At 74.0% G+C, this 15,107-nt stretch carries 12 protein-coding genes; 6 read left to right on the top strand and 6 right to left on the bottom strand.

All coding sequences use genetic code 11. The features are described from left to right. Position 1: 1 nt before the first annotated feature. From OG422_RS13215 to OG422_RS13240, 6 genes are all read right to left on the bottom strand, one after another. Positions 2 to 967 carry an NADH-quinone oxidoreductase subunit H gene (locus OG422_RS13215; protein WP_405742889.1) on the bottom strand — a complete coding sequence of 322 codons (966 nt, stop codon included), beginning with the start codon at positions 965 to 967 and terminating at the stop codon, positions 2 to 4. After that, a complete protein-coding gene (locus OG422_RS13220) occupies positions 964 to 2,496 on the bottom strand; it encodes an NADH-quinone oxidoreductase subunit C (RefSeq protein ID WP_405742891.1) in 1,533 nt (510 codons plus the stop codon). The genes OG422_RS13215 and OG422_RS13220 overlap by 4 nt, the downstream gene beginning before the upstream one ends. Beyond that, positions 2,493 to 3,161, bottom strand: coding sequence for an NADH-quinone oxidoreductase subunit B (locus tag OG422_RS13225; protein ID WP_405742893.1), 669 nt, complete (start codon positions 3,159 to 3,161; stop codon positions 2,493 to 2,495). The genes OG422_RS13220 and OG422_RS13225 overlap by 4 nt, the downstream gene beginning before the upstream one ends. Continuing rightward, entirely contained in the window at positions 3,152 to 3,559 is a 408-nt protein-coding gene (locus OG422_RS13230) for an NADH-quinone oxidoreductase subunit A (protein WP_143941903.1), read from the bottom strand. The genes OG422_RS13225 and OG422_RS13230 overlap by 10 nt, the downstream gene beginning before the upstream one ends. A 254-nt stretch (positions 3,560 to 3,813) precedes the next feature. Further along, entirely contained in the window at positions 3,814 to 5,403 is a 1,590-nt protein-coding gene (locus OG422_RS13235) for a hypothetical protein (RefSeq protein ID WP_405742895.1), read from the bottom strand. An 818-nt stretch (positions 5,404 to 6,221) separates the two neighbouring features. Further along, the gene (locus tag OG422_RS13240; RefSeq protein WP_405742897.1) at positions 6,222 to 7,007 is read right to left on the bottom strand and encodes an EsaB/YukD family protein; all 786 of its coding nucleotides are present in this window, start codon (positions 7,005 to 7,007) and stop codon (positions 6,222 to 6,224) included. A gap of 440 nt (positions 7,008 to 7,447) precedes the next feature. Here OG422_RS13240 and OG422_RS13245 point away from each other — a divergent pair, with 440 nt between their 5' ends. The 6 genes from OG422_RS13245 (at position 7,448) to rarD (ending at position 15,057) form a co-directional block, all read left to right on the top strand. Beyond that, positions 7,448 to 8,647: a sensor histidine kinase gene (locus OG422_RS13245; protein ID WP_405742899.1), complete on the top strand. Its 1,200-nt coding sequence runs from the start codon at positions 7,448 to 7,450 to the stop codon at positions 8,645 to 8,647. Positions 8,648 to 8,807: 160 nt separating this feature from the next. After that, positions 8,808 to 9,620: a sensor domain-containing protein gene (locus tag OG422_RS13250; protein WP_405742901.1), complete on the top strand. Its 813-nt coding sequence runs from the start codon at positions 8,808 to 8,810 to the stop codon at positions 9,618 to 9,620. A gap of 159 nt (positions 9,621 to 9,779) precedes the next feature. Beyond that, on the top strand, positions 9,780 to 10,439 hold the full coding sequence (locus OG422_RS13255; RefSeq protein WP_285229382.1) for a response regulator transcription factor: 660 nt from the start codon (positions 9,780 to 9,782) through the stop codon (positions 10,437 to 10,439). A 306-nt stretch (positions 10,440 to 10,745) separates the two neighbouring features. Continuing rightward, positions 10,746 to 12,698, top strand: coding sequence for a 2-oxoacid:acceptor oxidoreductase subunit alpha (locus OG422_RS13260; protein WP_143940888.1), 1,953 nt, complete (start codon positions 10,746 to 10,748; stop codon positions 12,696 to 12,698). Then, the gene (locus OG422_RS13265) at positions 12,691 to 13,785 is read left to right on the top strand and encodes a 2-oxoacid:ferredoxin oxidoreductase subunit beta (protein WP_143940887.1); all 1,095 of its coding nucleotides are present in this window, start codon (positions 12,691 to 12,693) and stop codon (positions 13,783 to 13,785) included. The genes OG422_RS13260 and OG422_RS13265 overlap by 8 nt, the downstream gene beginning before the upstream one ends. A 303-nt stretch (positions 13,786 to 14,088) precedes the next feature. Next, positions 14,089 to 15,057 (top strand): EamA family transporter RarD, encoded by a 969-nt coding sequence (gene rarD, locus OG422_RS13270; protein WP_405747770.1) that lies wholly within the window; start codon positions 14,089 to 14,091, stop codon positions 15,055 to 15,057. Positions 15,058 to 15,107 lie beyond the last annotated feature (50 nt).

A 15,107-nucleotide genomic window follows, 5' to 3' on the forward strand; every position in this document is an offset into this window, starting at 1 on the left:
CTCAGGAGGTCACCACCTTGACGACGCCGGTGAGGGCGATCTGGACGAGGGTGAGCGGGATCAGGACGGTCCAGGCGAGCTTCTGCAGCTGGTCCTCGCGCAGCCGCGGGTAGGTGACCCGCAGCCAGATGACACCGAAGGCGAGGACGGCGGTCTTCAGCAGGGTCCACAGCCAGCCGAGGCCGTCGGCGCCGAACGGTCCGTGCCAGCCGCCCAGGAAGAGGACGGAGGTCAGCGCGCAGAGCACGATGATGCCCGCGTACTCGGCGAGCAGGAAGAGCGCGAACCGCAGGCCGGTGTACTCGGTGTACGCGCCGAAGATGATCTCCGAGTCGGCCACCGGCATGTCGAACGGCGGCCGTTGCAGCTCGGCGAGACCGGCCACGAAGAAGACCACACCGCCGATGAGCTGCCACGGCACCCACCACCAGTGGAAGGAGTCGAGGATTCCGGGCAGCGAGAGGGTTCCGGCGGCCATCGCGACGGAGGCGGCGGCGAGCAGCATCGGCAGTTCGTAGGCGAGCAGCTGGGCGGCCGTACGCAAGCCGCCGAGCAGCGAGAACTTGTTGGCCGACGCCCAGCCCGCCATGATCGAACCGAGGACGCCGACGCCCATCACCGCGAGGACGAAGAAGAGGCCCGCGTCGAGGCTCTGGCCGACCGCGTTGTGCGGGCCGATCGGGATGGCGACGAGGACCAGCAGATACGGCAGCAGTCCGACGGCGGGCGCGAGCTGGAAGATCCGCCGGTCGGCACCGGCCGGGACGATGTCCTCCTTCTGCGCGAACTTCACCCCGTCGGCGACGAGCTGCGCCCAGCCGTGGAACCCGCCCGCGTACATCGGTCCGAGGCGACCCTGCATATGGGCCATGACCTTGTGTTCGGTCTGCCCGACGACCAATGGGAGGACGAGGAAGGCGACGAAGACGGCGAGCAGGCGCACCACGATGTCGAGAGCGTCGCTCATGGGGTGTCGCCTCCTGCCGGGTCCTGGGTGGGGGTGCCCTTGTCGGGGCCGGGTTCCTCGCCGGTGCCGGTGGTCCTGCCGGTGCCGGATTGCTCGTCCGGGCCGGTGTCCTTGCCGGGGCCGGTTTCCTTTTCGGTGCCGGGTTTCTCGTTCGTAGCGGTGCCGTCGGAGGTCGTGTCCGGTTGCGCGGGAGTGGCCTCGTCGGCCGGGGCGGGCTCGGGTTCCTCGAAGGTCGGGCGGGCGTGGTGCCAGGGCGCGTCCGAGGAGGTGGCGGAGGGCTTGGACGGACGGGAGGCGGCTCCCCCGTCCGAAGCGGCAGGGCCGGTCGCCGCCACGGGCCCGGCCGATGCTTCAGGCTTCTCCGACGCCTCGGGCTTCGCCGACGCCTCGGGCTTCGCCGACTTTTCAGGCTCGGCCGACGTCTCCGGCTTGGCCGACGCTTCCGGCCCGGCCGAAGCCGCAGGTCCGGCGGGTCCGGCCGGTGCGGCGGGTCCGGCCGGTGCGGCGGGTCCGGCCGGTGCGGCGGGTCCGGCCGGTGCCGCAGGCCCCGTCGACGTAGCAGGGGCAGCGGCCGGGCCACCGGCCCCAGGCTGCTCCGACGCGGGCTGCTCCGGCCCGGTGGTGGTGGCACGCTGGCTGGCCGACCCCGTGCTCGCCGAGCGGGTGCGCCTCGCCGGACGCTCTCCCGCCGCCGGACGCTCTCCCGCCGCCGGACGCTCTCCTGCCGCCGGACGCTCGCCCGCCGCTCCGGCGCGTCCCGCACCGGCCGTCCGTCCGGCGCCGGCGGCGCGGGCGCCACCGGCCGCGCGGGCGCCGCGTGCCGGGCGGGCCGGGGCCGGGGGCAGCTGGCCCTTGAGCGGGCCCCATTCGTTCGGGTCGGGGACGCCTGGCGGCAGCATCTGGCGGCGCTTGGGGCCGCCGTGCTCGGACTCGCCCGGCTCCTTGGCGCCCGGCCATGCCTTGGCGACCCGCGCGGCGAGGACGAAGTCCTTGCGCAGCGGGTGGCCCTCGAAGTTCTCCGGGAGCAGCAGCGGGACGAGGTGCGGGTGGCCGGTGAAGTCCACGCCGAACATCTCGTACGTCTCGCGTTCGTGCCAGGCGGCGCCCGCGTAGACGCCGGTGGCGGTGGGCAGCACCGGCGCGTCGTGCGGCACGGTGGTGCGGACGAGGAGCCGGCGGACGGAGCCGGGCCGGGACACATCGGCGAGGTGAGCACAGATCCGGAAGCCGGTGCCGGGCTCGTCGACGGCGCTCAGCCAGTCGAAGAAGGTGCAGCCCAGGGCGGTCCGGGCGGCGGTCAGGGCCTCGATCCAGCGGTCGGCCGGTACGTCGACGGTCAGCAGATCGTAGGCGGCTTCCGCGGTGGCGCCCGTGCCGAAGAGGGCGCTCGCCGGGCCGGGCAGCCAGCCGACGACGGGCTCGGCCGCCTCGCCCGCACCGTCCTCGACGCCGTCCGCGACGCCGTCCACGGGCTCGTTCGTCGGCTCGTCCACCGGTCCGTTCGTCGGCTCGTTCGTCGGCTCGCTCATCGGGGCTCCTCCCCCGGACCGCCGGGTTCCGCCGTGGTGGACGGACCGGGCTTCGGGGGCGCCACCAGGCCGCTGCGCAGCGCGTTCGCCGAGGGCGCGGCGGCCGGGCCGGTCGCGTAGCGCTCACCCAGCGATTCGCGGGCGATCTTCTCCTGGAGCTTGAGAATGCCCTGCAGCAGCGCCTCCGGGCGGGGCGGGCAGCCCGGTACGTACACGTCCACCGGAATGATCTGGTCGACGCCCTTGGTCACCGAGTACGAGTCCCAGTAGGGGCCGCCGCAGTTGGAACAGGCGCCGAAGGAGATGACGTACTTCGGCTCGGGCATCTGCTCGTAGAGACGCTTGACGGCCGGGGCCATTTTGTCGGTGACCGTGCCCGAGACGATCATCAGGTCGGCCTGGCGCGGGCCGGGCGCGAAGGGGATGACGCCGAGCCGGATGAAGTCGTGGCGCGCCATGGAGGCGGCGATGAACTCGATGGCGCAGCAGGCGAGGCCGAAGTTGAAGACCCACAGGCTGTAGCGGCGGCCCCAGTTGAGGACCACCTTCATCGGTTCGGGCGCGAGACGGGCGAGCGTGCCCAGGCGTCGCGGCATCGGCAGATCGGCGCGGGCGGAGCCCTCGGCCGCTGCCGACGCGCCGTCGGGGGCGGGGGTCACGTCCATTCCAGGACGCCCTTCTTCCATGCGTAGAGCAGGCCGACGGTGAGGAAGCCGAGGAAGATGAACATCTCCACGAGCGTGACGCCGCCGAAGCCGGGGGCGGCGAAGACCGTCGCCCAGGGGAACAGGAAGATCGAGTCGACGGCGAAGATCACGTAGAGGAACGCGTAGACGTAGTAGCGGACCTGGGTGTGCGCCCAGCCCTCGCCGACCGGGTCCACACCGCATTCGTACGTCAGCAGCTTCTCGGGCGTCGGCACCACGGGCCGCAGCAACCGCCCGGCGCCGAAGGCCACGGCCACGAAGAGGACACCGACGACGGCAACCAGGCCGACGAAGGAATACCCCTGGAAGTACTCCGCGGCGCTGCTGATGGTGCGCACGGTCGTGTCGTCCGGCACGTCCGCCCCTCGCTCCCTGACTGCGCTTGTTCCACGACTTCGACGATCTGTACATACGGAGTCTAGGCCCTGCCCTCCCCGCGCTGAGCAGCCGCGTCACGACGGCGGTGGCGTTGACCCCACTTCGTCCCGGCTCTGCGACCGACTGCCGGACGGTCCTGCCCACCATGCGGACGGGACCGGGGCCGGCGCGGGCCCGTCCGTACGTCGCCGGGCCGGGGCCGCCGTCACCGGGCCGGGGCCGTGCCGGACGGTCAGGCTCCGGCGCTGTCCGGGCGGGGCAGCGGGCCGCCGTCGAAGGGGCTCCGTTCGTCGGGCGGTCCGTCGAAGGGGGTCCGGTCCGCGCCCGGGGGCGGTGCCTGGGGGTGCCGGGTGGCGCGCAGGGGTTCCGGTTGCCGGGGAGGAGTGGGGGTGAGGTGGGACTGGTGTGGTGGCTGCCCGTACGGGGTTGCCTGGGGCTGCTGCTGTGCCGGGGGCGGCTGCTGGGCGGCGTACGGCGGGTGGGGCTGTATGTACGGGGTGGCCTGCGGGGGCACGGAGGGCTGAGGTGATGCGAGGGACGAGGCGGGTGATTGCGGGGACAGGGGTCGCTGCGAGACGTGGGGCGGCTGCGTCATGTGCCCCGACTGCGGGGCATGGGGCGGCTGCGTCATCTGCCCTGACTGTGAGACGTGGGGCGGCTGCGTCATGTGTCCCGACTGTGTCGCCCGGTACTGCTGCGGCGCCTGGCCCTGATGTGTTGTCTGGATCTGCTGCGGGAGTAGGGGCTGCTGGTGGAGTGGGTGCGGGTGGTGGTTCTGGTGCAGGAGCTGGCCCTGGGGTTGCTGCGGCGGCTGCGGGTGAGCGGTCGTGGATCCGGCGGGGCGGACGACGCCATGGGCGACGTACGGTTCGCCGCCGCGGGCGGTCCGGTCGGACGGGCGGCGGCCGGGTTCGCGGGAGACCGCGCGGTTCATCACCTCGGCGGCGATCCGGGCGGTGGCCGCGAGGGTGCGCGCGCCCAGCAGTTCCGTACGGATCGCGCCGCCCGCGGCCAGGTGGCGGTCGTAGGGCAGCGGCAGCACCGCCGCGCCGCCCGCGCCGAGGTGGGTGGCGGCCGTACGGGCGTCGACGCCGGTGTCGGGTGCCAGATGGGTGAGGACCACGACCGTGGTCGGCAGCAGGCCCGGGTGCAGACCGCCCACCCAGTCCAGTACGGAGCGGGTGGCTGCGACGCCCTCGGGGGTGGCCGGGGTGACCAGTACACGTGCCTGCGTGGTGACCAGCGCGGTGCGGGCCACCTCGGCGGGCAGGGTCTCGCAGTCGACGACGGTGGCGGCGAAGTGGCGCCGCAGCGAGGTCATGACGACGCGGTACGCGTCGAGGTCCAGCCGGGTGCCGATCGCGCCCTGGCTGCCCGGCAGCAGCCAGCCGCCGCCCGCGAACGGCAGCAGATAACCGGTCAGGTCGGTGATCAGCATCGACGGGTCGACGATCTCCGCCAGATCGCTGCCCGACCAGCGCACCTCGCGCGCGCCCAGCCGGTGCGGCAGCGTGCCGAGCGCCGGATCGGCCTCGACGGCGAGGACCGGGTCGGGCCGGTAGTGGGCGTAGGTCAACGCGAGCAGCGCCGCGACGGTGGACTTGCCCGCGCCGCCACGGATGCTGGAGACCGCGATCTGCCGCCCGGTGACGACCGGCTGCTGGATGGCGTACGCCGCCTTCGTGACCGTCGCCGTCTCGATGGCCGGCGACGAGGCGAACACCCTCCGCAACGCCCGCCCGGCCCGCCGCCCCAACGGGTCACCCCGCCGCGGTTTGGGCTGCCCGTCGGCGAGTTCGGGCGGCAACAGCGGTACCGACACGGGCGTACGCGCGGGAAGCCCGGGCCGCCCGTACCGCCCGGGGACGGGGGCGGGGGCGGGGGCGGCGTCCGTGGGGGCGGTAGAGGTGAGCGGGGGCTGGGCCGGGCCGGGAGCGATGAGGGCGGCCGGGGCCTGAGCCGGACCCGGGCGCAGGTCAACGGGTGCGGTCGGGGCCTGCGCCTGGACCGGGGGCCCCGATACGGCCGGGCCCGGCCCCGGCGGCACGGGCGCGGGCCAAGCCAGGGGCAGCGCCCCGCCCGGCATCGCACCTGAAGCCGCGTCCGGCGCCTGCCCCGCGGGCGCGTCCGGCGCAGCACCCGGATTCGGTCCCGTTCCGGCAATCGGCATCGACCCTGCCGCGGCGCCCGGCCCCGGACCTGACACGGCGTACGGCCCCGGGCCCGGCCCACCCGGCATCACGGCCGGACCGGGCCCCGCCGCCTCTCCCCCGGCGTGCGCCACCTGCCCGGGCGCCCCCGGCTCCGCCGCAGGCGCCCCTGAGACGCCGCCTCCGGGCGCCCCCGAGACGCCTGCTCCGGGTGCCCCGGACGCACCGCCCGTTCCGTCCTGCGTCTGCGCCTCCACGCCCCGCCACCCCTCTTCCCCCGGTGCTCCCGGTGCCTCCGGCCGGACCGGCCGCTCCGTTGCCTCTGGCCGTTCTCCTGGGACCGCCCGCTCCGACCGTTCGGGTACCGCCTGCGGTACCGACCGGCCGGGTGCCGCCAACGGGTCCGCCACCTCCGTAACCGGCAGTCCCCGGTCCCGGGTCACCCGTTCCGTACCGTTCATCCGCTCGTCCGTTCCTCCGCCGCTCCGCGTCAGAACGCGTCCCGCAGCAGGGCGTACACGCCGAGGGCGCCCACCGTCACCGGGGTCAGGGCCACGACCGCCGCCGACTCGGTGCGGGCGACGGCGCGCCGCAGTGCGGTGCGCGGCGGGTCCATGGTGCGCAGGGCGAGGAGCGCGGCCGGGAGGGCGGCCAGGAGGCACAGGAGGGCGGCTAGGCGGGCCGCGCCGCTCGGTGTCGCGTGCCAGGAGGCGTACGCCCCGAGGGTGCCGCCAAGAAGCAACAGGGCCGCCCCGGAGGCGCGTTGGGTGGCCCGGGTCGCGGCCAGGGCGGCGCCCGCGCCGCCGAGCGGTACCGCGGCGATGCCGAGCCACAGGGCGGCGGCGTCGCCGTACCAGCGGTCGGCGCCGGCGCCGAGCAGGACGCCCGCCGCGCCCGCGGCCCATGCGGCGCCCCGCGCGCCCCAGCCCCGGCCGCGTACCTCCAGCGGGGCGGCGACGTCGGCATCGAGGCCGCCCCCGGGGCGGGTGCCGGGCGTGAACGGGCCCGTGACGAGAGGGGGTTCGGCGCCGTCCGCGAGGCGGGCGGCGGCGAGGGAGTCGTGCGGTGCGAGGACGGTGTCGTCGGCGGTGACCAGCCGTTGCGCGCCGGGTCCGGCCGGGCGCTCGCCGAGCAGCCGCAGCAGCTCCGGCAGGAGCGCCCCTACGGGTTCCCCGGACGGGACGACGAGGTCGGTGCGGTGGCCTCCCCCGGTGACGAGGGGGACCCGGCTCAGGGTGGTGCGCCGCTCCCCGGGGGCGCCCACGGCCGCGCTCACGCCGGGGCCTCCGCCCGGTGGAGGCGGCACGCCCAACAGCCGTCACCTGTCGGCTTTTTGGGCCCGTACGGGGGTGTGTGCCGGGTTTGCCGCGGCCGAGTGGTGTCCGCCCCCGGCGACCGGCCGCCGATATCCCGCGCCATCGCCCCTCACCCCTCCCCTGTACGCACGGCGACACCCTACGGTCACCTCCGCGCCCCCTGTCCACCGGAAGCGCCGACGGAACCGGCAAACGGGCAGGTCAGAGCCGGTACCGGGGCGAGCACCCCCGCACAGGGGCAAGTCGGCCCGAGGGCCGGGCGGGCGGCCTCCCCGGGGACGTCCGGGGCGGCCGCACCCGGGGAGGCCCGGCCGTCCCTCCGAGGGTGGGGACAACCCCACCCCCACCCGACCCGTGCACCCCATGGCAGGGCGGCGCGACGTCCGGGCAGGCTTGCCGTATGACACAGACCGTGACCCCGGACGGCGGACGCGAGAACGAGGGGGCGCCACCGCCCCGCCCGCGCGCCGCCCTTTCCCCCGCGACCTGGCGGGAGATCGGGTACCTGCTGACCAATCTGCCGCTGGGCGTGCTCGCCTTCGAGGTGGTGCTGGTGTGGCTGGCGCTGGGTCTGGGGCTGTCGATCACGGTGGTCGGGTTGCCGCTGCTGGCCGTGGGCCTGGCGGCGTGCCGGTGGTACGGACGGCTGGAGCGGGCGCGGGCCCGTGCGCTGCTGGGGCTGCGGGTGCCGGAGCCGTCCCCGCTGCGCGCCCGCGAGCCGGGGTTCTTCCCCAGGCTGTGGGCGCGGTTGACGGACCCGGTGGGGTGGCGGCACGCACTGTTCGCGCTCGTCCGGCTGCCGTGGGTGGTGCTGACCTTCACCCTCACCCTCGTCCTGCTCGTCGCGGGCTGGCCGGTGCTGCCCTGGGCGGCGCGCCTGCTGACCGACGTCGACCGGGCCATGGTGCGCGGACTCCTGTCGCCGTCGGACGGGCTGGAGCGGCGGATCGCCGAGCTGGAAGCGGACCGCGAGAAGGTGACCGACACCGCCTCGGCGGATCTGCGGCGCATCGAGCGGGATCTGCACGACGGCGCGCAGGCCCGTCTGGTGGCGCTCGCGATGGGGCTCGGGCTGGCGAAGGAGAAGCTGACGGAGGATCCGCAGGCGGCCGCCGCGATGGTGGACGAGGCGCACGGCGAGGTGAAGCTGGCCCTCCAGGAGCTGCGGGATCTGGCCCGGGGCATCCATCCGGCGATCCTCACCGACCGCGGCCTCGGCCCGGCCCTGACGTCGCTGGCGGGGCGCTGCACGGCCCCGGTGTCCGTCTCCGTGGAGCTGACGGAGCGCCCGGTACCGGCCATCGAGGGGATCGTGTACTTCACCGTCTCCGAGCTGCTGCAGAACGTCTCCAAGCACTCCGGGGCGCGGTCCGCCGCCGTCGGGGTGCGGCGGTCCGGCAGGCGGCTGCTGGTGACGGTCACGGACGACGGGCGCGGCGGCGCCCGGCGGGTAGCGGGCGGCGGCATGGCGGGGCTCGCCGACCGGCTGGCGTCGGTGGACGGCGCCTTCACCCTGGACTCCCCGCCGGGCGGCCCCACCCGGATCATCGCCGCACTCCCCTGGCGCGGCCGCACCACGGGCACCGCCCCGGCCGCCTGACCACACCGCGCCCGCACCACGGCGCCATGGCCGGTGCGCCGCGCCGCATCCGGACGCCCGGACCACCTCCGGGCCGCGTCCGGCGGATCGGCCACCCCGGCATCAGGCACCTCCGGCATCAAGCACCACCGACTTCAGGTACACCGACAGGACGGACGGCATGACCATGGCCACGGCTTCCGAGCGGCGGGCGGGCGCCCCCCGCGTACTCCTGGCGCTGCGCGCCCCCTTCTCGGGGCGTACCTGGCGCGCGTTCCTCTACCTCCTCACCAATCTCCCGGTGGCCGTCGCGCTGTTCGCGTACGCGACGACGCTGTGCGCCCTGAGCGCGGGACTGCTGGTGACGGTCGCGGGTATCCCGGTGTTCGCGGCGGGGCTGGCGGGGGCGCGGGGGCTGGGCGCCATGGAGCGGGCGCGGGCCCGCGCACTCCTGGGGGTGACCGTCGCGGCGCCGCCACCGGTGCGGGCGGCCGGGGGCGGCGTGGTGCGGTGGACCGGCGCGTTGCTGCGGGACGGGTCGTCCTGGCGGCAGCTGCTCTGCTGCTTCCTGCGCTTCCCCTGGGCGGTGGCCGCCTTCGTGCTCACGGTGACGTACTGGGCGCTCGGCTGGTCGCTGCTGCTGTATCCGCTGTGGCGGTGGACGTTCCCGCGCTACCTGGGCCAGCCGGGCATCGAGGTATGGAACCCGGACACCGCCCCCGGCACCTTCTCCGGATACGTCGAGACCCCGCCCGAGATCGCGCTCGCCGCCGCCGTGGGCCTGCTGCTCGTCCTCGCCCTGCCCCGGGTGACGTACGCGCTGACCGTCCCGGACCGGGCCCTGGTACGCGTCCTGCTCGGTCCCTGGCCGGGGGCCGCCCCGGGACCGGGGACAGGCGCCGGGCCCGGGGCGGCGCCCGCCCCGCACGGCGGCGCCCCGGAAACCGTACGGAGTCCGGCGCTCCGGGAAGGCCCGGAGCACCGGGAGAGCTGACCGCCCCAGAAACCCCACGTTCCCCTTCCGCCCCGCGCCCCGCTCCCCCGTTTCTCCCCCTCCGCGTCCGGATGCTGGGATGCTGAGGTGCCGCACCGGGGTGGAGCGGGGCGGCGGCGCGTGGGCGCTTCGGGAGAGACGGGCGACGTGGAGGACAGGGTGCGGGTGGTCATCGCCGAGGATTCGGTGCTGCTGCGGGAGGGACTGACGCGGCTGCTGACCGACCGCGGGCACGACGTGGTGGCCGGTGTCGGCGACGGTGACGCGCTGGTCGCGGCGGTCGGCGAACTGGCCGCCGCCGGTACACCGCCCGACGTGGTCGTGGCCGACGTACGGATGCCGCCGACCCACACCGACGAGGGGGTGCGGGCCGCCCTCACGCTGCGGCGGGCGCATCCGGAGGTCGGTGTGCTGGTGCTGTCGCAGTACGTCGAGGAGCAGTACGCGACCGAGCTGCTGGCCGGCTCGACCCGCGGCATCGGCTATCTGCTCAAGGACCGCGTCGCCGAGGTGCGGGAGTTCGTCGACGCGGTGGTGCGGGTCGCGGACGGCGGTACCGCACTCGACCCCGAGGTGGTGGCACAACTGCTGGGCCGCAGCCGTCGGCAGGAGGCGCTGGACCGGCTGACACCGCGTGAGCGGGAGGTGCTGGCCCTGATGGCGGAGGGCCGGACGAACGCGGCCGTGGCCCGGGAGCTGGTGATCAGCCACGGCGCGGTGGAGAAGCACATCGGCAACATCTTCCTGAAGCTGGGCCTGGCGCCGAGTGACGGGGATCACCGTCGGGTGCTCGCCGTCCTCACCTATCTCCGGCCGTGACGCCCCCGCCACCCCGCCCCGGACCAGGCATGCGCCGCGCGCCCCCGGAGACGTAGGTCCGGGGTCCTACCACCAATGTCGGACCGTCACCGGAGCCCGGGGCGTCCCCGGCGAGGGCGACGGAACCAGTGTTTTCATGACAATTCGCAACCAGCCATCATCTCATGGCGACGTCCACCATGTGATCGACCCAGGGAAGGCGACCCTTACCCCCGTACGATGGTGAGGGGACCGTCCGGTCGGCACGACACGTCCCGATCCCGCCCTCCGGCGGGGAGCCGTACCCCTCTAGGGAGGTCCGAAGCAGTGACCAGCCAGGTCAGCAGCACAGCCGAGCAGGCCGACGGAGCGCACGTCGGGGAACAGCGCTCCTTTGGCGACGGGGGCACAGACAAGGAGATCCGGCGTCTGGACCGGGTGATCATCCGGTTCGCGGGTGACTCCGGTGACGGCATGCAGCTCACGGGCGACCGGTTCACATCGGAGACCGCGTCCTTCGGCAACGACCTGTCGACGCTGCCGAACTTTCCCGCCGAGATCCGCGCGCCCGCCGGGACCCTCCCCGGCGTCTCCAGCTTCCAGCTGCACTTCGCCGATCACGACATCCTCACCCCGGGCGACGCCCCCGACGTCCTGGTGGCGATGAACCCCGCCGCCCTGAAGGCGAACCTCGCGGACGTGCCGCACGGCGCGGAGATCATCGTCAACACCGACGAGTTCACCAAGCGCCCGATGGCGAAGGTCGGCTACGCCACCAGCCCGCTGGAGGACGGTTCGCTGGAGGCGTACCGCGTCCACCCGGTGCCGCTGACCACACTGACGGTCGAGGCGTTGAAGGACTTCGGACTCTCCCGCAAGGAGGCCGAGCGCAGCAAGAACATGTTCGCGCTGGGCCTGCTGTCGTGGATGTACCACCGGCCGACCGAGGGCACCGAGAAGTTCCTGGCGGAGAAGTTCGCGAAGAAGCCGGACATCGCCAAGGCGAACGTCGCGGCCTTCCGGGCGGGCTGGAACTTCGGCGAGACGACGGAGGACTTCGCCGTCTCGTACGAGGTCGCCCCGGCGTCGAAGGCGTTCCCGACGGGGACGTACCGCAACATCTCCGGCAACCTGGCGCTCTCCTACGGGCTGGTCGCCGCGGGCCGTCAGGCGGACCTGCCGGTCTACCTGGGCTCGTACCCGATCACCCCGGCCTCCGACATCCTGCACGAGCTGTCCAAGCACAAGAACTTCGGCGTGCGGACGTTCCAGGCCGAGGACGAGATCGCGGGCATCGGCGCGGCGCTGGGCGCGGCGTTCGGCGGTTCGCTCGCGGTGACGACGACGTCCGGCCCCGGTGTGGCGCTGAAGTCGGAGACCATCGGCCTCGCCGTCAGCCTCGAACTGCCGCTGCTGATCGTCGACATCCAGCGCGGCGGCCCCTCCACGGGCCTGCCGACCAAGACCGAGCAGGCCGACCTGCTCCAGGCGATGTACGGCCGCAACGGCGAGGCGCCGGTGCCGATCGTGGCGCCGAAGACCCCCGCGGACTGCTTCGACGCCGCCCTGGACGCCGCCCGGATCGCGCTGACCTACCGCACCCCGGTGTTCCTGCTCTCCGACGGCTACCTCGCCAACGGCTCCGAGCCGTGGCGCATCCCGGAGATCGACGAACTCCCCGACCTGCGCGTCCAGTTCGCCACCGGGCCCAACCACCAGCTGGCGGACGGCACCGAGGTCTTCTGGCCGTACAAGCGCGACGAGCAGACCCTCGCGCGCCCCTGGGCTCTCCCCGGCACGCCCGGTCTGGAGCACCGCATCGGCGGCATCGAGAAGCAGGACGGCACGGGCAACATCTCGTACGACCCGGCCAACCACGACTTCATGGTCCGCACCCGCCAGGCGAAGGTGGCCGGTATCGAGGTGCCCGGCCTGGAGGTCGACGACCCGGCCGGTGAGGACGGCGCGGGCGCGGACCTCCTCGTACTGGGCTGGGGTTCGACGTACGGTCCGATCACCGCCGCGGTGCGGCGCGTCCGGGGCGCGGGGCAGCGCATCGCGCAAGCCCATCTGCGCCACCTCAACCCCTTCCCGCGGAATCTGGGCGAGGTCCTGGCGCGTTACGACAAGGTGATCGTGCCGGAGATGAACCTCGGCCAGCTCGCCACCCTGCTGCGCGCCGAGTTCCTGGTGGACGCGCGCTCGTACACCCAGGTCAGCGGAATGCCGTTCAAGGCCGAGCAGCTCGCCGAGGTCTTCAAGGAGGCCATCAATGACTGAGACGATCCCGGGGCCGGCGGCCGGGCCGCAGGCGCTGGCGCTGGTGCCCAAGGCCGAGGCCAAGCAGTCCATGAAGGACTTCAAGTCGGACCAGGAGGTCCGCTGGTGCCCCGGCTGCGGTGACTACGCCGTCCTCGCCGCCGTCCAGGGCTTCATGCCCGACCTGGGGCTGGCGAAGGAGAACATCGTCTTCGTCTCCGGCATCGGCTGCTCCTCCCGCTTCCCGTACTACATGAACACCTACGGGATGCACTCCATCCACGGCCGCGCCCCGTCGATCGCCACGGGCCTGGCGTCCTCCCGCCGCGACCTGTCCGTCTGGGTCGTCACCGGCGACGGCGATGCGCTGTCCATCGGCGGCAACCACCTCATCCACGCCCTGCGCCGCAACGTCAACCTCAAGATCCTGCTGTTCAACAACCGGATCTACGGTCTGACAAAGGGCCAGTACAGCCCCACCTCCGAGGTCGGCAAGATCACCAAGTCGACTCCGATGGGGTCGCTGGACGCACCGTTCAACCCGGTGTCGCTGGCGCTCGGCGCGGAGGCGTCGTTCGTGGCCCGCACCGTCGACTCCGACCGCAAGCACCTCACCTCGGTGCTGCGCGCCGCCGCCGACCACCCGGGCACCGCGCTGGTGGAGATCTACCAGAACTGCAACATCTTCAACGACGGCGCCTTCGAGGTCCTCAAGGACAAGGAGAAGGCGGAGGATGCCGTCATCCGGTTGGAGCACGGGCAGCCGATCCGGTTCGGCGTGCCCGCCCCGGACGGCCTCGGCTCCAAGGGCGTGGTCCGCGACCCGGCCACCGGCGACCTGCGGGTCATCGACGTACAGGAGGAGGGCACCGACGGCATCCTCGTGCACGACGCGCACAGCCCGTCGCCCACCGCCGCGTTCGCGCTTTCCCGCCTCGCCGACCCGGACACGCTCCACCACACCCCCATCGGTGTGCTGCGCGACGTCGGGCGCCCGGTCTACGACACCCTGATGGCCGAGCAGCTGGACGCCGCCGTCGAGCAGCAGGGCAAGGGCGACCTCGGCGCCCTGCTGGCCGGTAACGACGCCTGGACGGTCGTCGGCTGAGGTCCGCACCCGCGCGTTCTCCCCGGTGCCCCCACGGGCGCGAGCCACCCGGCTCGCCCGGTGGGGGCACCGGCGCGTTCCGAGGCCGTGACCAGGGTGTTCGCCGGTGGCGGGCGGTGTGCGGAGGCGCCGCCCGGTGGTCATGACCGTATGTCGATACGCACATGACAGGCGGGTGGCGCGGCGCTACCGTCACAGGGTCGGCGCCGCACGCCCGGAGCGGCCGGGCAGCAACGGGAGGGCCCCTTGGAGTCTGGGAACACGCAGCGCACAGGGCTCGCGTACGGTCTCGCGGCGTACGGCATGTGGGGGCTGCTGCCGCTCTACTGGCATCTGCTGGACGCCGCGTCACCGGCCGAGATCCTGGCGCACCGCATGGCGTGGTCGCTGCCGGTCGCCGCGCTCATCCTGGCGGTGCTGCGCCGCTGGTCGTGGGTGCGTCCGCTGCTGCGGCAGCCGCGCCGGATGGCGCTGATCGCGGCGTGCGCGGCGGTCATCTCCGTCAACTGGTTCCTGTACATCTGGGCGGTGAACGCCGGGCACGTCCTGGAGGCGTCGCTCGGGTACTTCATCAATCCGCTGGTCAGCATCGCCTTCGGGGTGCTGGTGCTGCGGGAGCGGCTGCGGCCGTTGCAGTGGACGGCGGTGGGCGTGGGCACCCTCGCGGTGCTCGTGATGGCCGTCGCCTATGGCCGGGTGCCGTGGATCTCGCTGGTCCTGGCCTTTTCGTTCGCGACGTACGGCCTGCTGAAGAAGGGCATCAAGCTCGACGGCGTGGACGGTTTCGCCGCGGAGACGGCGATGCAGTTCGTGCCCGCGGTGGTCTTCCTGGTCTTCCTCGGCGTACGCGGCGACTCGGCGTTCGTGAGCGGCGGCATCGGCACGGCGCTGCTGCTCGCGGGGTGTGGGGTGGCGACGGCGGTGCCGCTGATCTGCTTCGGCGCCGCGGCGGTCCGGCTGCCGCTGACGACGATCGGGATGCTGCAGTATCTGGCGCCGACGTTCCAGTTCGCGCTGGGCCTGCTGGTCTTCCACGAGTCGATGCCGCCGGAGCGGTGGGCCGGTTTCGCCCTGGTGTGGCTGGCACTGGCGCTGCTGACCTGGGACGCGCTGCGGACCGCCCACACCGCACGAGCGGCGGTGGCGGCCGCGAGGCGCCGGGCCTCCGCCGCGGTCTCCGAGGGCGCGGCTGCGGCGACCGGGGGCCCGGAGCGCCGGGAAGCGGGAGGCCCGGCCCCGCTTCCGGCGGCTGCGGATGAGTCGTTGGGCTAGGGCGGGCGCGCGGGGCCCTTACGCCCCTGGGCCGTTCCGGCCCAGGAGCG

The organism is Streptomyces sp. NBC_01525 (assembly GCF_045040405.1).
Lineage (GTDB): Bacteria > Actinomycetota > Actinomycetes > Streptomycetales > Streptomycetaceae > Streptomyces > Streptomyces benahoarensis.

Coding starts and splice junctions, on each gene's coding strand:
- OG422_RS13215 (WP_405742889.1), bottom strand. CDS start 967: ATGAGCGACGCTCTCGACATCGTGGTGCGCCTGCTCGCCGTCTTCGTC.
- OG422_RS13220 (WP_405742891.1), bottom strand. CDS start 2,496: ATGAGCGAGCCGACGAACGAGCCGACGAACGGACCGGTGGACGAGCCG.
- OG422_RS13225 (WP_405742893.1), bottom strand. CDS start 3,161: ATGGACGTGACCCCCGCCCCCGACGGCGCGTCGGCAGCGGCCGAGGGC.
- OG422_RS13245 (WP_405742899.1), top strand. CDS start 7,448: ATGACACAGACCGTGACCCCGGACGGCGGACGCGAGAACGAGGGGGCG.
- OG422_RS13250 (WP_405742901.1), top strand. CDS start 8,808: ATGACCATGGCCACGGCTTCCGAGCGGCGGGCGGGCGCCCCCCGCGTA.
- OG422_RS13265 (WP_143940887.1), top strand. CDS start 12,691: ATGACTGAGACGATCCCGGGGCCGGCGGCCGGGCCGCAGGCGCTGGCG.
- rarD (WP_405747770.1), top strand. CDS start 14,089: ATGTGGGGGCTGCTGCCGCTCTACTGGCATCTGCTGGACGCCGCGTCA.